The organism is Stutzerimonas stutzeri SDM-LAC (assembly GCF_000235745.1).
Lineage (GTDB): Bacteria > Pseudomonadota > Gammaproteobacteria > Pseudomonadales > Pseudomonadaceae > Stutzerimonas > Stutzerimonas stutzeri_H.
Genome location: NZ_AGSX01000043.1, coordinates 18993 through 41093 on the forward strand (window position 1 = coordinate 18993; position 22101 = coordinate 41093).

The 22101-nt window shown below is 60.5% G+C and carries 18 protein-coding genes; 9 read left to right on the forward strand and 9 right to left on the reverse strand.

The window, feature by feature from the left end; genetic code table 11:
- Positions 1-29: 29 nt before the first annotated feature.
- A complete protein-coding gene (locus tag PSTU_RS0104150) occupies positions 30-434 on the forward strand; it encodes an NINE protein (RefSeq protein ID WP_019339781.1) in 405 nt (134 codons plus the stop codon).
- 54 nt (positions 435-488) lie between these two features.
- Here PSTU_RS0104150 and PSTU_RS0104155 read toward each other — a convergent pair whose 3' ends face one another.
- The 7 genes from PSTU_RS0104155 to gshB form a co-directional block, all read right to left on the reverse strand.
- Positions 489-1760 (reverse strand): dihydroorotase, encoded by a 1272-nt coding sequence (locus tag PSTU_RS0104155; RefSeq protein WP_019339782.1) that lies wholly within the window; start codon positions 1758-1760, stop codon positions 489-491.
- Positions 1760-2776: an aspartate carbamoyltransferase catalytic subunit gene (locus PSTU_RS0104160; RefSeq protein ID WP_019339783.1), complete on the reverse strand. Its 1017-nt coding sequence runs from the start codon at positions 2774-2776 to the stop codon at positions 1760-1762. The genes PSTU_RS0104155 and PSTU_RS0104160 overlap by 1 nt, the downstream gene beginning before the upstream one ends.
- Before the next feature lie 10 nt (positions 2777-2786).
- Positions 2787-3299, reverse strand: coding sequence for a bifunctional pyr operon transcriptional regulator/uracil phosphoribosyltransferase PyrR (pyrR, locus tag PSTU_RS0104165; protein WP_019339784.1), 513 nt, complete (start codon positions 3297-3299; stop codon positions 2787-2789).
- 19 nt (positions 3300-3318) lie between these two features.
- Positions 3319-3747 (reverse strand): Holliday junction resolvase RuvX, encoded by a 429-nt coding sequence (ruvX, locus tag PSTU_RS0104170; RefSeq protein ID WP_019339785.1) that lies wholly within the window; start codon positions 3745-3747, stop codon positions 3319-3321.
- On the reverse strand, positions 3744-4313 hold the full coding sequence (locus tag PSTU_RS0104175; RefSeq protein WP_019339786.1) for a YqgE/AlgH family protein: 570 nt from the start codon (positions 4311-4313) through the stop codon (positions 3744-3746). The genes ruvX and PSTU_RS0104175 overlap by 4 nt, the downstream gene beginning before the upstream one ends.
- Positions 4314-4396: 83 nt before the next feature.
- Positions 4397-5293, reverse strand: a complete 897-nt coding sequence (locus PSTU_RS0104180) for an energy transducer TonB (protein ID WP_019339787.1) — start codon at positions 5291-5293, stop codon at positions 4397-4399.
- A 176-nt stretch (positions 5294-5469) separates the two neighbouring features.
- Positions 5470-6432 carry a glutathione synthase gene (gshB, locus tag PSTU_RS0104185; RefSeq protein WP_019339788.1) on the reverse strand — a complete coding sequence of 321 codons (963 nt, stop codon included), beginning with the start codon at positions 6430-6432 and terminating at the stop codon, positions 5470-5472.
- Positions 6433-6667: 235 nt separating this feature from the next.
- Between gshB and pilG the strand changes: the two genes are divergently transcribed.
- The 8 genes from pilG to PSTU_RS0104225 all read left to right on the forward strand — a co-directional run bounded on the left by pilG (position 6668) and on the right by PSTU_RS0104225 (position 19816).
- Entirely contained in the window at positions 6668-7075 is a 408-nt protein-coding gene (pilG, locus tag PSTU_RS0104190) for a twitching motility response regulator PilG (RefSeq protein ID WP_019339789.1), read from the forward strand.
- A gap of 42 nt (positions 7076-7117) precedes the next feature.
- On the forward strand, positions 7118-7483 hold the full coding sequence (pilH, locus tag PSTU_RS0104195; RefSeq protein WP_019339790.1) for a twitching motility response regulator PilH: 366 nt from the start codon (positions 7118-7120) through the stop codon (positions 7481-7483).
- Between the two features lie 36 nt (positions 7484-7519).
- Positions 7520-8056 carry a chemotaxis protein CheW gene (locus PSTU_RS0104200; RefSeq protein WP_019339791.1) on the forward strand — a complete coding sequence of 179 codons (537 nt, stop codon included), beginning with the start codon at positions 7520-7522 and terminating at the stop codon, positions 8054-8056.
- A gap of 79 nt (positions 8057-8135) precedes the next feature.
- The gene (locus PSTU_RS0104205; RefSeq protein WP_019339792.1) at positions 8136-10184 is read left to right on the forward strand and encodes a methyl-accepting chemotaxis protein; all 2049 of its coding nucleotides are present in this window, start codon (positions 8136-8138) and stop codon (positions 10182-10184) included.
- Positions 10185-10244: 60 nt separating this feature from the next.
- Entirely contained in the window at positions 10245-11111 is an 867-nt protein-coding gene (locus tag PSTU_RS0104210) for a CheR family methyltransferase (protein ID WP_019339793.1), read from the forward strand.
- An 11-nt stretch (positions 11112-11122) separates the two neighbouring features.
- A complete protein-coding gene (locus PSTU_RS0104215; protein WP_019339794.1) occupies positions 11123-18301 on the forward strand; it encodes an Hpt domain-containing protein in 7179 nt (2392 codons plus the stop codon).
- Positions 18294-19349 carry a chemotaxis protein CheB gene (locus tag PSTU_RS0104220; protein WP_019339795.1) on the forward strand — a complete coding sequence of 352 codons (1056 nt, stop codon included), beginning with the start codon at positions 18294-18296 and terminating at the stop codon, positions 19347-19349. Before PSTU_RS0104215 ends, PSTU_RS0104220 begins: the two co-directional genes overlap by 8 nt.
- Complete coding sequence (locus PSTU_RS0104225; protein ID WP_019339796.1) at positions 19346-19816, forward strand: chemotaxis protein CheW; 471 nt, start codon at positions 19346-19348, stop codon at positions 19814-19816. The genes PSTU_RS0104220 and PSTU_RS0104225 overlap by 4 nt, the downstream gene beginning before the upstream one ends.
- 57 nt (positions 19817-19873) lie before the next feature.
- Here the strand turns inward: PSTU_RS0104225 and PSTU_RS0104230 are convergent, their stop codons facing one another.
- Both PSTU_RS0104230 and PSTU_RS0104235 read right to left on the reverse strand, forming a co-directional pair.
- Positions 19874-20602 (reverse strand): 16S rRNA (uracil(1498)-N(3))-methyltransferase, encoded by a 729-nt coding sequence (locus tag PSTU_RS0104230; protein ID WP_019339797.1) that lies wholly within the window; start codon positions 20600-20602, stop codon positions 19874-19876.
- A 69-nt stretch (positions 20603-20671) separates the two neighbouring features.
- Positions 20672-22078 (reverse strand): adenosylmethionine--8-amino-7-oxononanoate transaminase, encoded by a 1407-nt coding sequence (locus PSTU_RS0104235; RefSeq protein WP_019339798.1) that lies wholly within the window; start codon positions 22076-22078, stop codon positions 20672-20674.
- Between the last annotated feature and the right edge of the window lie 23 nt (positions 22079-22101).

Genomic DNA, 22101 nt, shown 5'->3' on the forward strand with positions numbered 1-22101 from the left:
GAAATACCGAACCGGACTACGAGGCTCAGATGCGTCAAAACACCCATAGCACCCTGATTGGCTACCTCCTGTGGATATTCGGCTTTCTCGGCTCGCACCGTTTCTACTATGGCAAGCCGATTACCGGCACCATCTGGTTCTTCACGCTCGGGTTGTTTTTCGTTGGATGGATTATCGACCTGTTTCTGATCCCGTCGATGGACCGTGAAGCCGACCTGCGCTTCCAACCTGGGCCCATCGATTACACCGTCGCCTGGATTCTGCTGACCTTTCTAGGGGTATTCGGTGTGCATCGGATGTACCAAGGCAAGTGGATTACCGGTCTGATTTACCTCTGCACGGGCGGGCTGTTTTTCATCGGTGTGCTCTATGATTTCTGGACGCTGAACAGCCAGGTGTCGATGCAGAATATGGAAAAACGCATCGATCGGTAATCGTGCGCCGACCGTTCGCAGTCCTGTTCGGCTGCGAACGACCGGTGACCGGGGCTAGCCGACGAAGGCAACCCGTCCATCAACCAGGGTGTAGCGTACCGCCCCGGGCAGGCAATGCCCGATGAAGGGGCAATTACGGCCTTTCGAGTGCCAGCGTTCGCCGGCAAGGGTGGAGCTGCTCGGGTCGAAAAGGACGAGATCTGCGGCTCCGCCAATCGACAGCTGGCCAGCCGGCAACTGTAGCGCTGCCGCCGGACCGCTGCTCAGACGAGCCAGCAGCGTCGGCAAATCCAGCATGCCGTCTTCAACCAAGGTCAGGGCGAGAGGCAGGAGAATTTCGGCGCTGCTGATGCCCGCTTCGGTCTCGCCAAACGGGGCTTGCTTGGCATCCGCTTCATGCGGTTGATGATGGCTCGAGATCACCGAGATGACACCGCTCTTCACCGCCTGACGAAGACCTTCACGGTCGGCAGCACTGCGTAGAGGCGGCTGCACATGGTAGAGACTAGAGAAACCGTGCAGCGCTTCGTCGGTGAGGATCAGCTGATACATCGCCACATCGGCGGTGACTGGCAGGCCGCGAGCCTGCGCATCGGCGATCATCTGCGCGCCGCGGGCCGTGGTGAGCTGGCTGAAATGCGCGCGCACACCGGCCTGCTCTACCAGCAACAGGTTACGCGCCAGGGCGATGGTTTCCGCTGTTTCCGGAATCCCTGCCAGGCCGAGAAAGGCCGCCGCCGGGCCTTCATGGGCCAGGCCGCCCACGGACAGATCGCTGTCCTGAGAATGGATGACAACGGTGAGATCGAAGGTTGCGGCGTATTCCAGCGCCCGGCCAAGATTGCGGTTGCTGGTGAAATTGGCCAGGCCATTGCCGAAGGCGACGCAGCCAGCATCGCGTAACGCCACCAGCTCGGCGAGCTGCTCACCCGCCAAGTTGCGCGTCAGGGCGCCGATCGTGAAAACCTTGGCATGACCGGACTCGCGGGCGCGGTCGAGGATCAGCTCGGCAACCGCCGCAGTGTCCAGTACCGGCTTGGTCTGCGGCGGGCAGCACAAACTGGTAATGCCGCCAGCCGTTGCTGCGAGCGTTTCGCTGGCGATGTTGCCCTTGCGGCTATAGCCCGGCTCGCGGAGGGCGACGGACAAATCGACCAGGCCGGGTGCGGCGACCAGGCCCTGGGCGTCGATGGTGTGTGCTGCGCTGAAGCCTGCTGGCGCCTGGCCGATCGCAACGATCTTGGCGTCCTGGCAGTAGATATCGGTGATCTCATCGCGCCCGCTGGCAGGGTCGATCAAGCGTGCACCGAGGATTTGGGTTGGCATCAGTTCTGCTCCTCGGCTGCGTATTCATTTTCGAGCTGCCGTTGGGCAGTCTGGCCGCTCATCGCCATGGAAAGCACCGCCATACGGATTGCGATGCCATAGGTCACCTGGTTGAGAATGACCGACTGAGGACCATCCGCCACTGCCGACTCGATCTCGACGCCACGGTTGATCGGACCGGGATGCATGACGATGGCGTCCGGCTTGGCCAGCGCCATACGCTGGGTGGTCAAGCCATACAGGCGATAGAACTCGCCTTCGCTGGGTAGCAATCCGCCCTGCATGCGTTCGCGTTGCAGGCGCAGCATGATCACCACGTCAACGTCGCGCAGGCCCTCGTTCATGTCGTGATAGACGCTGACGCCGTACTGCTCCAGGCCAACGGGCAGCAGCGTCTTCGGGCCTATGACACGGATGTCCGGGCAGCCCAGTGTTTTCAGCGCAAGCATGTTCGAGCGAGCGACGCGCGAATGCAGGATGTCGCCGACGATGGCCACCGAGAGTTTTTCGAAATCGCCTTTGTGCCGGCGAATGGTGAGCATGTCGAGCATGCCCTGGGTCGGGTGGGCATGGCGCCCATCGCCGCCATTGATGATTGCCACGTCAGGGCAGACATGCTCGGCGATGAAGTGTGCGGCGCCGGAATCGGCGTGCCGCACGACGAACATGTCGGCCGCCATCGCCTCGAGGTTGCGCAAGGTATCGGTAAGCGTTTCCCCCTTGCTGGTCGAGGAGGTCGATACGTTCAGGGTAATCACATCCGCCGACAGCCGCTTGGCCGCTAGTTCGAAGGTCGTGCGGGTGCGCGTGGAGTTCTCGAAGAATACGTTGCAGACGGTCTTGCCCCGCAACAGCGGGACCTTTTTGACCGCCCTGGCGCCAACTTCGAGAAAGGAGTCGGCGGTGTCGAGGATTTCGGTAAGTAGCGCGCGCGGTAAGCCATCCAGCGAGAGGAAATGGCGTAACTGACCATTGTCGTTCAGCTGGAGTGGGCGCTTGGCGTCGGTTGGCGTCATCGCGAGGGTCTCAATTAGGGGAGGCGAGGGTCTGGAACTCGAGCGTTAGCGGGGATGGGCCGAGTAGCTTTACCCGTTGGTCAGGACCCAGCGAAAGTGTCGCGCCGACGACGTCCGGCCGGATCGGCAGCTCGCGGGCATTGAGGTCTAGCAGGCACACCAGGCTGACGCTGGCCGGCCGACCGTAGTCGAACAACTCGTTCAGGGCTGCACGAATGGTGCGGCCGCTCATCAGCACATCATCGATCAGGATCAGATGCTGACCTTCGATTTCGAACGGTAGGTCTGAAGGACGGACCTGGGGATGCAGACCGTTCTGAGTAAAGTCGTCGCGGTAGAACGAGACGTCCAGGATCCCCAGTGCTTCGTTCTTGGCTCGTTGTTCAAGCAGCGCCTGGGCGACCCAGACACCACCCGTGCGGATGCCGATGAATCGAGGCTCGCTTATGCTCCGGCTCTTGAGGTGCTGATCCAGCATTGCATCCATTTCCGGGAGCAGCTGGTCGGGATTGGGTAGGGTCATGATTTCTCCTGAGACCGCTTCAGGCGGTTTGCTGGGCGCTCAGCCAGCCTTCGAGTAAAAGAGCCGCGGCCAGGGCATCGACGGGGCGCTCACGATAACCACCGCTCTGGCCGCCACGCAGGCGCTCGCCTTTGGCTTCGTATGTCGTGAGGCGCTCGTCGTGGGTGTGTACCGGCAGGTTGAAGCGGCCGTTGAGGCGGCGGGCGAATTTCTCGGCGCGCGCGCTCATCTCGCTGGCACTGCCGTCCATGTTCAGAGGCAAGCCAACTACCAGCGCATCCGGCTGCCACTCACGCAGCAGCGCCTCGATCTGCGACCAGTTGGGCACGCCATTTTCCGCCTTGAGCACGCAGAGCTCGCGGGCCTGGCCGGTGACCGCCTGGCCGACGGCGACGCCGATCTGTTTGGTGCCGTAGTCGAAGCCGAGCAGCAGACGTAGCGTGCTCATGCGTGGCCCACCTGGCTGCTGAGCAGTCTCAGATCGACCCCCAGCGATGCCGCAGCAGCATTCAAACGCTGACCGTAGGGCAGGTCGAACAGAATCTCTGGCTGTGCCTGGCAGCTCAGCCAGGCATTTTCGGCCAGCTCCGCTTCCAGTTGACCGGGCTCCCAGCCCGCATAGCCAAGGGCAATGAAATGCTGCTTGGGACCGTAGCCGTCGGCAATGGCGAAGAGAACATCCTGGGACGTGGTTACGCCGAGCGGGCCCAGGTCAAGCGTTGCCTGAAACCGGGCGTCGGCAGGGTGCAGCACGAAGCCTCTATCGGTCTGCACCGGGCCGCCGGAAAAGATCGTGAGGTCCTGGCTGCTGGCATCGCCAGGCTGATCCGGGCGAAGCTGCTCGAGTATGTCCGCCAGATTCAATCCACTCGGGCGATTGACAATAAGCCCCATCGCGCCCTCCCGGTTATGTTCCACCAGATAGATCAAGGCCTGGGCGAAATTGGGGTCCGCCATATGCGGCATGGCGATCAGAAAATGATGCTTGAGGTAGCTGGGCGAGGTTGCGTTCATGGCTGCTAGCTTAAGCGTTGCGGGCTGGGCCGTGAAGCGGCCGCGCCAGATGCCGTGACCGGATACGGTGTGCTCGTTTCCGGCTAGCGGCTGGACAGACGGTCGCCGCGCTCGAAGCGCCAGGTTCTGATGATTTCCACCTGATCGAAGTTCTGCGCCAGCTCACCCGAAAAAGGCGCGAAAGGTGCGGCAAGCCTGACAATGCGCATGGCGGCCTCGTCGAGCATCGGCTGGCCCGAGGACTCGAGCACTCGAAGCTCCTGTACCGCGCCGTTTCGGTCAACGACCACCAACATGCGCAAGCTGCCGTAGATGCGTTGACGGCGCGCCTCGTCGGGATAGTTCAGGTTGCCGATGCGCTCGACTTTCTTGCGCCATTCGTCACGATACCAGGCGCTGATGTCGCGCATGGTGGCTGCGCTGTTCTGACGGCTGACACGCGGCCGCTTGGCATACTGCTCGACCTGTTGGGCGAGTTCGGCTTCAAGGCTGGCTATTTCCGCGCTGAGCTGCGAACTGTCATAGACGGGAGCCGGTTGCGCCTGCGGCTGTGGCTTGTTCTTTTGTGGCTTTGCCGGTGTTTTTTCAGGCTGCGGGGCACGCGTCGCTACGGCTGTCTTGGGCGCCTCGCTGGGGCTGCTCGGCGGTGGCGATGAAGCGGGCGACACCTTGCGCACCTGAGTGTCCTGGAACGGCGCTTGCTCGGTTGTTTTTGGCGAGGCCTTATGCTCCAGCGTGCCGCTGCCTTGCTGGTTGTCCTGGGCCAGGAAATCTGCGTCCTTGGGCTTCTCTTCGCTTTTGAAGGTGGACAAGGTTATTTCGAGCGATTTGCTGGTCTGCTTCGGTTCGGACAGGGTAAATCCGAGCCCAAGGATAAGCGCGCCGTGCAGCGCGGCTGCAAGAAAAATTGTGAAGCCGAGACGGTCCGCCGGACGGACGTCAGAGCGCGCAGTGGAGGGTTGGCGTGTAGCGGCGTTCATCGCATTACAGTCGGCTCGAAGTGCGCGCAGTCTGCCCAGCACGACCGTAAAAGTCTATGAACCAGGCGGCAGGTTTGATGAGTCGGTATGACGGTGCGTCTACCAATGTGCAGTCGGTAATCCCGTCTGCATCGAACCGGAGATTGCGGTTGGCGGGGCCGCCAACCGCGTGTCCGTTAAGCGTTGGACTTGCTCGGCAATTTCGCTGCAATAGCGTCCATCAAGTGCTCGCCGATGCGGGTATCGAACGCATTGTCGATCTCGCGGATGCAGGTCGGGCTGGTGATGTTGATCTCAGTCAGGAAGTCGCCGATGACGTCCAGTCCGACGAACAGCAGGCCGCGTTTGCGCAGCTCCGGCCCCACAATTGCCGCGATTTCCTTGTCGCGCGCTGAAAGTGGCTGCGCGACCCCGCGTCCGCCAGCGGCAAGATTTCCGCGGGTTTCGCCAGCAGCCGGGATGCGCGCCAGACAATAGGGCACCGGCTCACCGTCGATCATCAGGATTCGCTTGTCGCCATCCTTGATCGCCGGGATATAGCGCTGCGCCATAATCTGGCGCCCGCCATGCTCGGTCAGCACCTCGAGAATCACCGACAGGTTCGGGTCGCCTTCGCGGTGGCGGAAAATCGACGCGCCGCCCATTTCATCCAGCGGTTTGAGAATGATGTCACGCTGCTCGCGGGCGAACTCCCGCAGAATGTCGGACCGCCGACTGACAAGCGTCGGCGGCGTGAGTTGCGGGAACTGGGTAGCAAAGAACTTCTCGTTGCAATCGCGCAGGCTCTGCGGACGATTGACTACCAGCGTGCCGGCCTGCTCGGCAAGCTCCAGCAAGTAAGTAGCGTAGACATACTCGCTGTTAAAAGGCGGGTCCTTGCGCATCAGGATGACGTTGAGGTCAGCGAGAGCGCTGTCTATCTCTTCCCCTGTTTCGTACCAGTGTTGGGGGTCGTTGAAGACCTGGATTGGGCGCATGCGGGCGCGCGCCTCGCCCGCAAGCTGGTAAAGATCGCGCTGTTCCATGTAGTAGATCGTCCAGCCGCGGTCCTGGGCTGCCAGCAGCATGGCCAGGGAGCTGTCTTTCTTGAAGGCGATCTGCGCGATTGGGTCCATGATGATCCCGACGCGAACAGTCATGTGGTGGTCTCCAACGAGGGGCAGGTCGTGCTGCCAGAGGCTTGAAATACCGATGCAGATTGGCGGCGGATGTGCGCTGGGTCAAGGAAAATCCCGTTGCTCCGGCGGCAGATAGCTTGCATTTGAGGAGTGTGCTAAAAAGGTCCGGCGATTGGGTGCAGCCCATCGATGACAGGGCCTCCGGCGCACTGACATAACGATAAACTACGACTCACCGAGGCGATGGTAGGGCGAAATGGAACAGCACTCCGAGGGCTTGAAGGTCATGGTGATCGACGATTCGAAAACGATTCGTCGCACCGCCGAAACGCTACTGAAGAAAGTAGGTTGTGATGTGATCACGGCGGTGGATGGCTTCGATGCGCTTGCCAAGATCGCGGATAGTCACCCGCGCATCATCTTCGTCGATATCATGATGCCCCGGCTTGATGGCTATCAGACCTGCGCGCTGATCAAGAACAACAGTTCTTTCAAGTCCACGCCGGTGATCATGCTGTCCTCAAAGGATGGTTTGTTTGACAAGGCCAAGGGCCGGATCGTGGGGTCAGACCAGTACCTCACCAAGCCTTTCAGCAAAGAAGAGTTGCTCGGTGCTATCAAGGCTCATGTGCCTGATTTCGCACCGGTAGAGCAAGTATCCTGAAGTTCGGCCCTGTGCCGCTGAAGCCTTTCCCACGGAGTAACCATGGCTCGCGTTCTGATTGTTGATGACTCGCCGACCGAGATGTACAAGCTGACCGCCATGCTGGAAAAGCATGGTCACGCCGTTCTAAAAGCCGAAAACGGTGCCGATGGCGTAGCGCTTGCGCGCCAAGAGAAGCCGGACGCGGTCTTGATGGATATCGTCATGCCCGGCCTGAACGGTTTTCAGGCCACCCGTCAGCTGACCAAAGATGCTGAAACCAGTCACATTCCTGTGATCATTGTGACCACCAAGGACCAGGAAACCGATAAGGTTTGGGGCAAGCGCCAAGGGGCCAAGGACTACCTGACCAAGCCGGTGGACGAAGCGACACTGCTGAAGACCCTGAACGCCGTACTTGCCGGTTAATCGACGTTCGGGATTCGGACAAGGGAAGTTGCCAGCATGTCGGATACGTTTACGCCTTTTCAGCGACTTCTGGAAATCGACGCCCGTTGCCGAGCGTTGGCGGCTGGTCTGCCTTCGCAGCAGGAAGCTATCCAGACCTGGGCTGGCATCGGTTTTCGAATGGGGGGGCGTTTGTTCGTTGCCCCGATGGGGGAGGTTGGCGAAATACTCCACGAGCCACGCTATACCTTGCTGCCCGGTGTTAAATCCTGGGTTAAAGGTGTGGCCAACGTCCGCGGTAGGCTTTTGCCTGTCATGGATTTGTGCGGTTATCTCGGGCTTGAGTTGTCGCCGCTACGCAAGCAACGTCGTGTGTTGGTGGTGGATCACCAGGAAGTGTTCGCGGGATTGACGGTCGACGAAGTGTTCGGCATGCAACATTTTCCGGTAGATGCTTTCTCTGAACAGTTGCCTCCTGTCGAGGCATCGATTCAACCATTCATTCACGGTGTCTTTCAGCGCGAGCAGCCCTGGCTGGTCTTCAGTCCGCATGCGCTTGCCGCGCACCAGACATTCCTGGACGTGGCGTATTGATTTAGGTGGGGTCGGCTGATGCCGGCCTTTTGGTTCTTGGAAGGAAACGTAAGGGTGGTCCAGGCGGGGGCCGGAAAAAATGAAAAAAATGAACGCGAATGCATTGCTGGCAGGGGTACGTAGCAATACGTTGATCGCCGGCCTGTTTATCCTCCTGATCGTTTCGATGGTGTTGCTGTTCGTGAACTTCGCGTACATCAATACACAGGCCGACTACGATAACGAGTACGTTGGACACGCCGGTGAGCTGCGAGTTCTCTCCCAGCGCATTGCGAAGAACGCGGTTGAAGCGGCCACCGGTACTCCCGAGGCATTCGACTCGCTGAAAGATGCTCGCAACGACTTCAGTGAGCGTTGGGGCTATCTCTCCCTTGGCGATGAGCGCATTGGACTGCCAGCAGTGCCGGATTCGCTCCAGTCTGAAGTGGCGGCAGTGCAGCAGGATTGGGATACGTTGCGGCAGAACACCGACGCGATCCTTGCGAGTGAGCAAACCGTACTGTCTTTGCATCAGGTTGCAGCCACCCTCGCCGAAACCATTCCGCAGCTCCAGGTCGAGTATGAGGAGGTCGTGGACATCCTTCTCGAAAGTGGCGCCCCAGCCGCCCAGGTTTCCGTGGCGCAGCGTCAATCTCTGCTCGCCGAACGTATTCTGGGTTCGGTCAACAAGGTGCTTTCTGGCGATCAGGACTCTGTACAGGCGGCCGACATGTTTGGTCGCGACGCCAGCCTGTTTGGTCGGGTACTCAGCGCCATGCTCGAAGGCAACGAGGCCATGGGAATCAGCCGGGTCAGCGATGTCGAAGCATTGGACCGACTGGCCGCAATTTCCGAGCTGTTCCAGTTTGTATCGGGTTCGGTAGACGAGATTCTGGAAACCTCACCGGAACTGTTCCAGGTACGAGAGTCGTCGAATAGCATTTTCGAGGTCTCGCAGACCTTGCTCGACAAGACATCCGAGCTGACGCAGGGGCTGCAAAGCCGTGCCGAAGCCCGCTACATCAATACCCTGGCTGGCTATGTTCTTGGTGCCTTGGCGCTTGCCTCGATTCTGCTGATCGGCCTGGTCATGGTTCAGGTTACCCGTCGTCGGTTGAGCGAAACCGCGGAAAAGAACGAGCGTAACCAGACTGCGATTCTGCGTCTGCTTGACGAAATTGGCGACCTGGCTGACGGTGACCTGACAGTAGCCGCCACGGTTACCGAAGACTTCACCGGCGCCATCGCCGACTCGATCAACTATTCCATCGACCAGTTGCGTGACCTGGTGGAAACGATCAACCAGACCGCCGTGCAGGTGTCCGGTGCGGCTCAGGAAACGCAGGCAACCGCAATGCATCTGGCCGAGGCATCCGAGCATCAGGCTCAGGAAATTGCGGGTGCGTCGGCTGCGATCAACGAGATGGCTGTGTCGATTGACCAGGTATCGGCCAACGCCGCCGAGTCCTCGGCGGTAGCCGAGCGTTCGGTAGCCATCGCGAACAAGGGTAACGAGGTGGTGCATAACACCATCACCGGTATGGATAACATTCGGGAGCAGATTCAGGACACCTCCAAGCGAATCAAGCGTCTCGGTGAATCCTCACAGGAAATCGGCGATATCGTCAGCCTGATTAACGACATTGCCGACCAGACCAACATCCTCGCATTGAACGCCGCGATCCAGGCCTCTATGGCCGGTGACGCTGGCCGAGGCTTTGCGGTCGTTGCGGACGAAGTACAGCGTCTTGCGGAGCGCTCATCCGCAGCAACCAAGCAGATCGAAGCGTTGGTTAAGACTATTCAGACCGACACCAACGAAGCCGTTATCTCCATGGAACAGACCACCTCCGAAGTGGTACGAGGTGCTCGCCTGGCCCAGGACGCAGGGGTCGCTCTGGAAGAAATCGAAAAGGTATCCAAGAGCCTTGCGGCGCTCATCCAGAACATTTCCAACGCAGCTCGCCAACAGGCGTCGTCGGCTGGTCACATTTCCAACACCATGAACGTCATTCAGGAAATTACCTCGCAAACCTCGTCGGGTACCACCGCTACTGCGAAGAGCATTGGTAACCTCGCCAAGATGGCCAACGAGATGCGGCATTCGGTATCCGGCTTTACCTTGCCGGATGCGCAGGATCAGGCCTGACTTGAGAGCGCAGCGGCCTGAAATGGGCCGCTGCGGAAGTTCATGGATAAGGGGCAGGGCATGCAGCCAGGTGTTGATTGGTCACTGAGACCCTTGGCTGATATGTCAGCTGCAGAGTTCAACGACTGGCAGGCCCTGCTCGAGGAACGCTCTGGCATGGTCGTAACCGAACAGCGTCGGACCTTTCTTCAAACCAATCTGAGCAGCCGTATGCGCGAAGTCGGGGCGCAGGACTACGCGAGTTATTATCGTCAGGTCACGGACGGCCCCCGGGGCGCTGTGGAATGGTCCACCCTGATGGACCGTCTGACGGTCCAGGAGACCCGCTTTTTTCGTCACCCTCCGTCATTTGCCGTGCTTTCGGCTTACATGAAGCAGCGTGTCGAGTCGCGAGGCGCCACGCGGCCCTGGTCGTTGTGGAGCGTCGGTTGCGCGAGCGGCGAGGAAACCTACTCATTGGCGATTTGTGCAGCCGAGGCGCTTACCTGCACCAGCGGCGAAACACACTTCGGTGTGATAGGAACCGATATCAGTCTCAGCGCCTTGAACCGTTCGCGCGACGGCCTCTATGTTCGTCGCCGGCTCGAGCAACTGGACCCCGGCTTGCGCGATCGGTATTTCCAAGCGCTGGCGGATGATCGCTTCCGAGTGGTACCCAGCCTGGCAGCAAGGGTGTGCTTTGCCCGACTTAACGTGCTGGAGTTGGCCAGTGCGCCAATGTCCGATGTGGACGTCATTTTTTGTCAGAACCTATTGATCTACTTCCGTCGCTGGCGCCGCCGCGAAATCCTCAATCGTCTTGCCGAGCGCCTGGCGCCGGGAGGGCTGTTGGTTATTGGTGCGGGTGAGGTGGTCGGTTGGCAGCACCCGGAGCTGGTTCCGGTGGCTGATAGTCAGGTTCTGGCCTTTACCCGGAAATGTTTATGAGCGGAGTCGCTATGGGTGATCGGCACGATTATGTCGCCCTGGAGTGGGTGAAAGGCGAGATTGCCGAAACGCTGAAGCAGGCACGGCAGGCCTTGGAAGCGTTCGTCGAAAACCCGCAAGACTCGACGCGGATGCGCTTCTGTCTGACCTACGTGCATCAGGTGCAAGGCACCTTGCAGATGGTTGAATTCTATGGCGCTGCACTGCTTGCCGAGGAAATGGAGCAGCTTGCCCGCGCGCTGTTAGACGAAAGCGTCGCCAGCCAGACCGAAGCGCTTGAAGTGCTCATGCAGGCGATTTTGCAAATGCCGGTTTATCTGGATCGTATCCAGAGTGCTCGGCGCGATCTGCCCATGGTTGTGCTGCCGCTGCTCAACGATCTCCGGGCGGCGCGTGGCGAGAAGCTGTTGTCGGAAACCAGCCTGTTTTCGCCAAACATGTCCGCGCGGGCGCCGGCCTTATCGGGCGAGTTTTTGGCGCAGCGGCAGACCGAAGATTTGCCAGGTCTGTTGCGAAAGCTACGGCAGATGCTGCAGGTCGCCTTGGTCGGGGTCATTCGCAATCAGGATCTAGCGACCAATTTAAGCTACATGGCGCGAGTTTTCGCGCGTCTGGAAATGCTTTGTAAGGATGCACCTTTGGGCGCGCTGTGGCAGATCGCGTCCGGCGTGGTCGAGGGGCTTGCCAGTGGCGCTGTCGCAAATGGCACCACGGTTCGGAACCTGTTACGCCAGGTCGACAAAGAGCTGAAGCGTCTGGTTACGCAGGGCGCTGAGGGCATCAATCAGGCGGCTCCTGACGAGCTGACCAAGAATCTCCTGTTCTATATCGCCAAGGCGCCGGCCCAATCGCCGCGCATCCAGGCGTTGAAGGCTGAGTACAGCCTGGATGATGCGTTACCCGACAGCACTTTGGTCGACGAAGAACGGGCACAGCTGGCGGGGCCGGATCGCGGCGCCATGCGCTCGGTTGTGGCGGCGTTGTGCGAGGAGCTGGTTCGGGTCAAGGATAGCCTGGACCTGTTCGTACGCAGCGACCGTATGACACTTACGGAGGTGGGCGCACTGCAGCCGCCTCTGAAGCAGATTGCCGACACGCTCGCCGTGCTCGGTTTCGGTCAGCCACGGCGGATCATTCTGGAGCAGATCAGTCTGGTCGAAGCCCTGGCCAATGGGCAGCAGGAGCCTGACGATGCGGCGTTGATGGATGTCGCCGGTGCCCTGCTGTATGTCGAGGCGACGCTCTCCGGCATGGTCGGCGGTAATGCAGTCGAGCATCGAGGTGAAGAAAGTCACCTCCCGACCACCGATGTCGGTCAGATTCATCGCTTGGTTATCCGTGAGGCGCGTACGGGACTGGAGCAGGCGAAAGACGCGATTATCGAGTTCATCGCCTCCCAATGGAACCATCAGCATCTGGCCCGCGTTCCTGAACTGCTGACCCAATCCCGTGGGGGACTGGCGATGGTTCCCCTTGCCCGAGCCGCAGCGTTGCTGGATGCCTGTAACCGCTACATTCAGGAACAGTTGCTCGCGAAGCAGGCGATTCCGGACTGGCAAAGCCTGGATACGCTTGCTGATGCAATAACCAGCGTCGAGTACTACCTCGAGCGTCTCAGCGAAGATTGCGGCTCGCAGGGCGACCTGATTCTAGACGTCGCCGAAGAGAGTTTGCAGGCGTTGGGCTATCCGCTCAGCGTGCAGCTTTCGAGTGAGGTTGAAGAAACCAACCCTGAGAGCGCTTTTGAACTGTCCGATCCGCTCGATGAGATCGAGGTGCTGTCCTTCGAGCCAGCTCCGGAGCTTGAGCCTGCCATTGAGATGCAGGACCAGCGCTCGACCGAATCAGACTTACCGCAGACTGAACCGCATTCGTCGGCATATGCCGAGTTGGCTAGCCAAGATGGGTTGGCCAACGACAGTGCGGCCGAGGCTGAAGCGTTCGACTGGTCTGGAGAGACCATTGAACTGACTGAGCCAGAAGCCACGCAAGCAAATCCCGTCGGGACGGAGGACGTCACGAGCGACACCGAAGGGCCTGCCAATGATTTGCTGGGCTACGAGGTGGAGTGGAACGAGGCTGAAATGGCCGCGCTCGATATGCCCGAAGTCTTGCTACCCGGCCTGATGGCGCAATCGGTTCCCGACGAACCGGCTATGACCATGCAAGACGTAATGGTTGCGCCTGTTACCGCCATCAATCCTCCGGCGCGGGATGTACCACCGAGTCTGCTGCCGCCGCCTGAAGGTGAGGAGGCAATCGATGATGACTTGCTCGAAGTGTTCATCGAAGAAGCCGCCGAGGTTCTCGAAACCATTGCCGAGCACCTGCCACGCTGGTGCGAAGATCCTTCGGACAAGGACGCGCTTGGCGAGGTGCGGCGCGCGTTCCATACGCTCAAGGGCAGCGGGCGTATGGTCCGGGCGTTGGTCATTGGCGAACTCGCCTGGGCTGTCGAAAACCTGCTCAATCGGGTTCTTGACCGCAGCATTGAGGTAGGCGAGCCGGTCAAGAAGCTAGTGGGTGATGTGGTAGCGCTGATGCCAGCACTGGTCGAAGAGTTCGCAGCCAAGGCACAACGCCAGCGCGACGACGTTGATCGCCTGGCCGCCAGCGCCCACGCTTTGGCCCGAGGGCAGTTGCCCGAACCGGACCCGGAGGGCGGTGCCGCGCTTGAGGAGCAGGCCCGGGAAGAAGTCGGTGAAGAGGTACTGGATCCGCAGTTGCTGGAAATATTCCGCAACGAGGCTGAAGCGCATCTTGCCACGCTTGTCGATTTCCTTGCCGATTGCGCGCAGCGCCTGCCGCAACCTGTGACCGACCCTTTACAGCGCGCGCTGCACACGCTCAAGGGCAGTGCGCATATGGCCGGAATTCTGCCGATGGCGGAAATCGCCACGCCGTTGGAAAGAATGGTCAAAGAGTTCAAGGCCAACCTGATTCAGATGGATCTGGCTGAGGCTGAACTTCTACATGCCGCAGAGCAGTTGCTCAGACGCGGATTGGAAAATCTCGAGCATAAGCCGCTGGCGCCCATCGAGGGAGCGCAAGCGTTCATTGCTCGCGTGCATGAGTTGCATCAGGCCCGACTGGCGGACGCCAGCGAGCGAGGTGACAGAGAGCACGGCGAGCCGCGCGACCCTGGCATGATCGCGCTGTTTCTGTCGGAAGGTATGAACATTCTTCTAGACGCCGAAGCGCTTCTGCAGAGCTGGCGTGAGCATCCTGCCGAGCGGCAGGAATTGACCGCGTTGTTGGAAGAGTTGACAACGCTGGGACTTGGCGCCCAGATGGCCGAGTTGCCACAGATCGACACACTGTGTCAGGTGCTGCTTGATCTCTATGCCGTTGTGCAGGAAGGGCGTCTAGCGGTCAGCGCTCGGTTCTTCGACGATGTCGAACAGGCACATGAAGCCCTGGTCGGGATGATGGATCAGGTCGCGGCAGGCCTGCAGGTGACCGGCCAGCCCGAGCTAGTGGCCAGACTTGAGAAGTTGCTTGCCGAGGCGATTGATCCGCTTACGCTGGAACAGCCGCTCGACGAAGTTTCCGTAGATACATCTGCCACCTTTGCTTCGGCAGACAGTGCCCCCGAGCCTCTAGCCGAAGCCGAAGCCGAAGCCGAAGCCGAAGCCGAAGCCGAAGCCGAAGCCTGGCCTGTCGAGCCTGCGGTGGAGGACGAGCTGGACGGAGAAATGGTCGAGATTTTTCTCGACGAAGCCGTCGACCTGCTTGAGAGCGCTGGTGGTGCACTGGAGCGCTGGCTAGGGGACCCGTCTAACCAGTTGGCGTTATCGGCCTTGCTGCGTGACTTGCATACACTCAAAGGCGGCGCGCGCATGGCACAGATTCGGCCGATCGGCGATTTGGCACATGAGCTCGAGACGCTCTATGAAGGGCTTTCAGACGGGCGCTACGTACACACGAATGACCTCGCCACGCTGCTGCTGCGCAGCCATGATCAGCTAGCGGTGCAACTTGAGCAGCTGCAGGCGCACCAGCCAATGGGTGCCGCTATGCGGCTCATCGAGCAGATTCGCGCGTATCGGCAAGGTGTTGCGCCGAGCTTCGACCCGGCTGTTTCGTCCGACGACGAAATGCCAACGGCCAACGCGGCCCCGCAGGGGGCTGGGCTCATTGCCGAGCTGCCTGAGCAGGTCGAAGCTGCAGAGCCCCCTGACGACTTTTTGAGTGGGTCTGACACGGACTCCGATGGCCTTGATGCCAGCCTTCCAGCGGACGATGCGCTCGCGTTTGAAGCGTTGGATCAGCCATTGGCGCAGGCCGCTGTAGAACTTTCCGAAGAGCCCGAGCCAGCCGAGTCACAGGAGCCAACCCCGGCGGCCGATTCAGGCGATACCGGTGAGGTCCGTTGGGAAAGCCGAGATCCCGAGCTCGTTGAAATCTTCCTCGAAGAAGGCTTTGACATCATCGAGCGTGCCGGAGCATCGCTTCAGCGTTGGATGGAAGATGTCGGCAACAGCTTTGAAATTGAAGCGCTGCAGCGGGACCTGCATACCTTGAAGGGCGGCGCGCGGATGGCCGATATCCGCGAGATCGGCGATCTAGCCCATGAACTGGAGTATCTGTACGAGGGACTCTGCGCCGGTCACTACCGCGCCAGCGAGACTTTGTTCACCCTGCTACAGACCTGCCATGACCGGCTCGCAGCGATGCTCGATGCCGTACGCGCATTCCGGGAACTGCCGGACGGACAAGACCTGATCGCGACCATTCAGCGTTTCCGGGCTAACCCCGACGAGCAGTTGAGCATGCCCAGCAGCGTTGCTCTGAAGGCAGCGGAAGAGGCTGCTCAAGGTGCCGCCGAAGCTGAGATTCTGGACATTTTCGTCGAGGAAGCGGACGAGTTACTGGAGGAAATGGAGACCGCCCTCGAGCGCTGGGAAGCCACGCGAGATAGCGCGGGTCCTCTGGCCGACATGATGCGCGTGCTCCATACGCTGAAAGGTGGTGCACGGTTGGCGGCGCAAGGTCGCCTGGGCGATATGGCGCACGACCTGGAACAACGTCTCAGCGAGGCGCAGCTGCAGGGTAACCCGTGGACCGACAGTCTGTTCATGGACGTGCAGGGCGGCTATGACGCGTTGCTCAACGAGGTCGAGTCGATGCGCTCGCGGCTTATAGCTGAGCCTGAGTTTGCGACAGACCGACAGCTGCAGGAAAGCCAGCCGGACGACCACCCTGAGTCGTCGGTGATCATGCTCGAAACCCCCATTGTGGCCGCCAGTGCTCAGGCTTCGGTCAACAGTGCGCCGGCCAAGGTCCTGCCATTCATCCGGCGCGCTGAGCAGGCCGCACTGGATGCCGCATCGCGCCGCGCACCGCAGGAGCTGGTGAAAGTACCGGCTGAGCTTTTGGAAGGATTGGTCAACCTGGCGGGTGAAACCTCGATTTTCCGCGGACGGGTCGAGCAGCAGGTCAGTGACGTAGGCTTCACGTTGGGCGAGATGGAAGCCACCATCGAACGCGTGCGCGACCAGCTGCGGCGGCTGGATACCGAGACCCAGGCGCAAATTCTCAGCCGCTATCAGGCCGAGGCGGAGCGTGCGGGATACGACGATTTCGATCCGCTGGAAATGGACCGTCACTCGCAGCTGCAGCAGCTGTCACGGGCATTATTCGAGTCCGCATCTGACCTGCTGGATCTGAAGGAAACCCTGGCCGCACGTAATCGCGACGCCGAAACCCTGCTGCTGCAGCAGGCGCGGGTCAACACGGAACTGCAGGAAGGCCTCATGCGCACCCGCATGGTCCCCTTCGATCGCTTGGTGCCGCGGTTGCGCCGAATCGTTCGTCAGGTGGCTGGTGAGTTGGGTAAGCAGGTCGAATTCCATGTCGGCAACGCCACGGGTGAAATGGACCGCAGTGTGCTCGAGCGCATCGTTGCGCCGTTGGAGCACATGCTGCGCAATGCCGTTGACCACGGTATTGAGGTAGGCACCAAACGTGTTGCGGCCGGTAAGTCCGAGCAGGGCAACATTCGTCTGGATCTGAGCCGCGAGGGCGGCGATATCGTTCTGGCGTTGAGCGATGACGGAGCGGGTATCAATCTCGAAGCCGTCCGTCGCAAGGCGATTGAGCGCGGCTTGATGCAGCCCGGTAGTGAACTGTCGGACCATGATGTGCTGCAGTTCATCCTGGAGGCGGGATTCTCTACAGCTGAACAGGTGACCCAGATATCCGGGCGTGGCGTCGGTATGGATGTGGTGCACTCCGAAGTCAAGCAGCTCGGTGGCTCCATGAGCATCGAGTCGACGCTGGGCAAGGGAACACGCTTCCTGATCCGTTTGCCATTTACCGTGTCGGTCAACCGGGCGCTGATGGTGTACTCCGGTGAGGATCTTTATGCGATCCCACTCAACACTATCGAAGGTATCGTGCGCGTATCGCCGTACGAACTCGAGGCCTATTACCAGCCTGGGGCGTCGCGCTTCGAATACGCTGGCCAGACCTATGAGTTGCGCTACCTCGGCGAGCTGCTGAACAACGGTCAGCGACCCAAACTGGTCGGGCAAAGCCTGCCGTTACCGGTGATCCTGGTGCGTTCGAACGAGCACAGTGTAGCGGTACAGGTCGATAGCCTCGCCGGCTCCCGCGAGATTGTGGTGAAGGGCCTGGGCCCGCAGTTTGCCACTGTCCCGGGTATTTCCGGCGCGACCATCCTCGGCGATGGCCGGGTGGTGGTGATCCTCGACCTGCTCGCGACGATTCGAGTCCTGCATGCGCACCTGCTTACCCAGCAGCAGCCATTGCGCCTGTTGGGCGACGAGGAACCGGCCGAGGTTGAAGTCGATCGGCCGACCTTAGTGATGGTGGTGGACGACTCGGTAACTGTGCGCAAGGTCACCAGCCGTCTCCTCGAGCGGAACGGAATGAACGTGCTGACGGCCAAGGACGGTGTCGACGCGATTACGCAGCTGCAGGAGCGTAAGCCGGACATCATTCTGCTGGATATCGAGATGCCGCGAATGGATGGCTTCGAAGTGGCAACGCTGGTGCGCCACGATGAGCATCTGAAGGACCTGCCAATTATCATGATCACCTCGCGTACCGGTGATAAACACCGGGATCGGGCCATGGCCATTGGCGTCAACGAGTATCTGGGCAAGCCCTATCAGGAATCGCTGCTGCTTGAGACGATCCAGCAGTTGGTCGCCCGTCATGAGTGAAGTCAGCCTCGCGCGCATTGGGGTGATCGCAGACACCTCGCTGCAACGCCATGTGCTGCAGCAGGCTCTGAGCGCAAACGGTTACACCGTCGTACTCAATTGCGACCCGGCACGGATTGAGGAAGCCGACCTCATGGCGGCGCAAGCTGATCTGTGGCTTGTCGACCTGGCGCAGACGGAAGACTCTCCGCTGGTCAATGCCTTGCTCGAGCGGGACAGCTGTCCGGTGCTGTTCGGCGAGGGGCACGCACCGGAGCGGCACTCCGAGCATTATCCGCGCTGGGAACGGCGCATGTTTGGCAAGCTGAAGCGGTTGGTCGGCGACCCATCCCGGGTAGTGGGTCCGCGCCTTGAAGTGCTTCGCGGAGAAGCGGAACGTGCCACTCGTCTGACGTTGCCTGGCGCGCTACTGGCTGCGGCTGATTCGGCGTCCGGCGAGCCTGCCCGCGAGGTGTGGTTGCTGGCTGCGTCGCTGGGTGGCCCCGAGGCGGTAAAAGCTTTTCTCGATGCCTTACCGGTAGGGCTGCCGGTTGGCTTTGTCTACGCCCAGCATATCGAGGCAAGCTTCGAGTCGGCCCTGTCGCAAGCGGTGGGACGACACAGTGAGTGGAGCGTCAATCAAAGCCGGGCAAACGACTCGATTCGTTGTGGCGAAGTTGTGGTGGCACCTGTCAGCGAAGAAATGGGCTTTGGCAAGGACGGCGCCATGCTGCTCTCCGGGCGCAGCTGGCCGGAGCCTTACAGCCCGTCGGTGGATCAGATGATGCTCAATCTGGCGCAGCAGTTCGGTAACCGCTGTGGTGTCATCGTCTTCAGCGGCATGGGCAGCGATGGCAGTGCTGCAGCCGCGTATGTTCTACGTCAGGGCGGCAGGGTCTGGACTCAGCGTGCCGACTCCTGCGTCTGCTCGAGCATGCCCGACAGCCTGCGCGAGGGCGGCTATAGCTCGCTCAGCGGCGATCCGCGCGAACTGGCTCAGGCTATGGTCAATCACTTTGCGCAGCAGGCCAGCCAGCCTGTTGCCGCTCTGCAACTGGATAACCCATGAGCCAATCCGCTATTACGCAAAATGCTTCTGCCAGCCTGACCGGGCTGCTGGTTCCCTTGGCCGACCGTACGCTGCTGTTACCCAACGTTGCGGTTGCCGAGCTGATTCCATATCGCGCTCCTAATTCAGCGCACGGTAACCCATCCTGGTTTCTTGGGCAGGTGTCCTGGAGAGATCTGACATTGCCTCTTCTGTCGTTTGAGGCGGCATCCGGCGGTCAGCCTGAAACGGGCCCAAGGGCACGTGTGGCCGTGCTCAACGCCTTGGGCGGCCGCGATCACGTCAAGTTCATCGCTTTGCTCGTTCAGGGCATTCCACGCTCGGTCAAGGTTGATCCAAGCTTGGCGCGCTCGGACGTCACGCTCGCGCCGCTGGAGTTGGACGCGGTCAATCTCGGTGACGTTCAGGCGCGCATACCGGACCTCATCGCGCTGGAGCAGAAACTGGCGGATGCTGGCCTGATCTGAGTAGGGTCAAGCCGGCGGTGCGGGAAGCCGTCTGGTCAGCCACCCTCCGTATTTCATTCATGCGCCCGGCTGGAAATCGCCCCAAAGTTGCTGCGCGAGACTAAGCGCTACCACCGGTGCGGTCTCGGTGCGTAGCACTCGTGGTCCCAGTCGGGCCGGTTGAAATCCGGCGCTACGCGCCTGCCCGATCTCGGCGTCATTCAGGCCACCTTCGGGGCCGATCAGAAACGCTAGCGTGGCTGGCGGCTTATGTGCCGATAGCGGTTCAGCCACAGGGTGCAAGACCAGCTTCAACTCCGCTTCCAGCTTGATCCACTCCTGTAGCGGTGTTGGCGGATGGATGATCGGAATGACCGAACGACCGCACTGCTCGCACGCGCTTACGGCGATCTGACGCCAGTGCGCCAGGCGCTTATCGGCCCGCTCATCCTTCAGGCGGACTTCACAGCGCTCGCTGATGATCGGTGTGATCTCCGCAGCCCCTAGCTCGGTCGCTTTCTGGATTGCCCAGTCCATCCGTTCGCCCCGCGACAGGCCCTGGCCGAGATGAATGTGCAGCCTCGATTCCGGCAGCCCGGCGAATTGTTCGCGCAGCGTTACCGCCACCTGCTTCTTGCCCACCTCGGTGAGTTCGCCGCGATATTCCGCGCCGCTGCCATCGAAGAGCTGTACGGCTGCACCTACGTTCAACCGTAGTACTCGGCTGATGTAGTGAGCGGAGGCCTCCGGTAGCTGCTGGAGGCCAAGCGATAATGGCGTGTCGATGAAAAAGCGGGAAAGGCGCATGGCTGGCTACGGGATAGAAAGGGAGAGGGAGTTTAATGGCCAACCGGGCGCGCCGGTAACCTCAACCGGCTAACCGGGATCACGAAATTCATCCGGCGCGCCTGCTGGGACCGTAACGCTGATATCTGCTCGTGTCGCAATGTCGATGCCCTCGGTTGCGACCTCGGCAAGAAAGTCGATCTGTTCCTCGGTGATGGTGTACGGCGGTAGAAAATACACAACGCTACCTAGCGGGCGCAGCAGCGCACCTCGCTGTAGCGCGTGTTGGTATACCTTCAGGCCGCGACGTTCCTGCCATGGATAGGGCGTCTTGCTGGCGCGGTCCTGGACCATTTCGATGGCGAGCGTCATTCCGGTCTGGCGCACCTCGGCAACCTTCGGATGATCGCTTAGGTGAGCCGTGGCTGTTGCCATGCGTGCTGCCAGTCGCTTGTTGGCTTCGATGACATTGTCTTGTTCGAAGATATCCAGCGTGGCCAAAGCCGCTGCGCAGGCCAGCGGGTTGCCGGTATAGGTATGCGAATGAAGGAAGGCGCGCAAGGTGGCGTAGTCGTCGTAAAACGCCTGGTACAGCTTGTCTGTGGTCAGCACGGCTGCCATCGGCAGGTAACCGCCGGTCAGGGCTTTAGACAAGCAGAGGAAATCCGGCGTGATGCCGGCCTGTTCACAGGCAAACATGGTGCCGGTGCGGCCGAAGCCAACCGCAATCTCGTCATGGATAAGATGCACATCGTAGCGGTCGCAGGCCTCGCGCAGCAGCGTGAGATAGATCGGATGGTACATGCGCATACCGCCTGCACCTTGAATCAGGGGTTCGACGATCACTGCGGCAATCTCGCCATGATGCTCGGCCAGCGTCTGTTCCATTTGGGCGAACATGGTGCGCGAATGTTCTTCCCAACTCACGCCGTCCGGGCGCAGGTAGCAATCCGGGCTCGGTACCTTGAAGGTGTCCAGCAGGAGCGGCTTATAGGTGTCGGTAAACAGTGCGACATCGCCCACAGACATGGCCGCAACCGTTTCGCCGTGGTAGCTGTTGGTCAGGGTGACGAACCGCTGCTTGTCCGGGCAGCCGATATTGCGCCAATAGTGGAAACTCATCTTCAGCGCGACTTCGATGCCGGTCGACCCGTTATCGGTGTAGAACACCCGATCAAGCCCGGCAGGCGTGATATTAACCAGCCGTTCCGACAGCTCTACGACCGGCTGGTGGCTGAAGCCGGCAAGCATGACGTGCTCGAGCTGATCGAGCTGATCCTTGATGCGCTGATTGATACGCGGATTGGCGTGCCCGAACACATTGACCCACCAGGAGCTGACGGCGTCGAGATAACGCTTCCCATCGAAGTCCTCAAGCCACACACCGTCGCCACGTCGGATCGGGATCAGCGGCAGCTGCTCGTGGTCTTTCATCTGGGTGCAGGGGTGCCAGAGTACGGATAGGTCACGCTGCATCCAGCTGTCGTTCAGGCTCATCGTTGCTCCTCGGCATAGGCATC

Excerpts from the sequence above, each read along its gene's own strand:
- PSTU_RS0104180 (WP_019339787.1), bottom strand. The coding sequence starts at position 5,293 with ATGAACGCCGCTACACGCCAACCCTCCACTGCGCGCTCTGACGTCCGT.
- PSTU_RS0104150 (WP_019339781.1), top strand. The coding sequence starts at position 30 with ATGCGTCAAAACACCCATAGCACCCTGATTGGCTACCTCCTGTGGATA.
- PSTU_RS0104235 (WP_019339798.1), bottom strand. The coding sequence starts at position 22,078 with ATGAGCCTGAACGACAGCTGGATGCAGCGTGACCTATCCGTACTCTGG.
- PSTU_RS0104160 (WP_019339783.1), bottom strand. The coding sequence starts at position 2,776 with ATGACGCCAACCGACGCCAAGCGCCCACTCCAGCTGAACGACAATGGT.
- PSTU_RS0104230 (WP_019339797.1), bottom strand. The coding sequence starts at position 20,602 with ATGCGCCTTTCCCGCTTTTTCATCGACACGCCATTATCGCTTGGCCTC.
- pilG (WP_019339789.1), top strand. The coding sequence starts at position 6,668 with ATGGAACAGCACTCCGAGGGCTTGAAGGTCATGGTGATCGACGATTCG.
- PSTU_RS0104205 (WP_019339792.1), top strand. The coding sequence starts at position 8,136 with ATGAAAAAAATGAACGCGAATGCATTGCTGGCAGGGGTACGTAGCAAT.
- PSTU_RS0104200 (WP_019339791.1), top strand. The coding sequence starts at position 7,520 with ATGTCGGATACGTTTACGCCTTTTCAGCGACTTCTGGAAATCGACGCC.
- PSTU_RS0104215 (WP_019339794.1), top strand. The coding sequence starts at position 11,123 with ATGGGTGATCGGCACGATTATGTCGCCCTGGAGTGGGTGAAAGGCGAG.
- PSTU_RS0104210 (WP_019339793.1), top strand. The coding sequence starts at position 10,245 with ATGCAGCCAGGTGTTGATTGGTCACTGAGACCCTTGGCTGATATGTCA.
- pyrR (WP_019339784.1), bottom strand. The coding sequence starts at position 3,299 with ATGACCCTACCCAATCCCGACCAGCTGCTCCCGGAAATGGATGCAATG.
- PSTU_RS0104155 (WP_019339782.1), bottom strand. The coding sequence starts at position 1,760 with ATGCCAACCCAAATCCTCGGTGCACGCTTGATCGACCCTGCCAGCGGG.
- PSTU_RS0104220 (WP_019339795.1), top strand. The coding sequence starts at position 18,294 with ATGAGTGAAGTCAGCCTCGCGCGCATTGGGGTGATCGCAGACACCTCG.
- gshB (WP_019339788.1), bottom strand. The coding sequence starts at position 6,432 with ATGACTGTTCGCGTCGGGATCATCATGGACCCAATCGCGCAGATCGCC.
- PSTU_RS0104225 (WP_019339796.1), top strand. The coding sequence starts at position 19,346 with ATGAGCCAATCCGCTATTACGCAAAATGCTTCTGCCAGCCTGACCGGG.
- pilH (WP_019339790.1), top strand. The coding sequence starts at position 7,118 with ATGGCTCGCGTTCTGATTGTTGATGACTCGCCGACCGAGATGTACAAG.
- ruvX (WP_019339785.1), bottom strand. The coding sequence starts at position 3,747 with ATGAGCACGCTACGTCTGCTGCTCGGCTTCGACTACGGCACCAAACAG.
- PSTU_RS0104175 (WP_019339786.1), bottom strand. The coding sequence starts at position 4,313 with ATGAACGCAACCTCGCCCAGCTACCTCAAGCATCATTTTCTGATCGCC.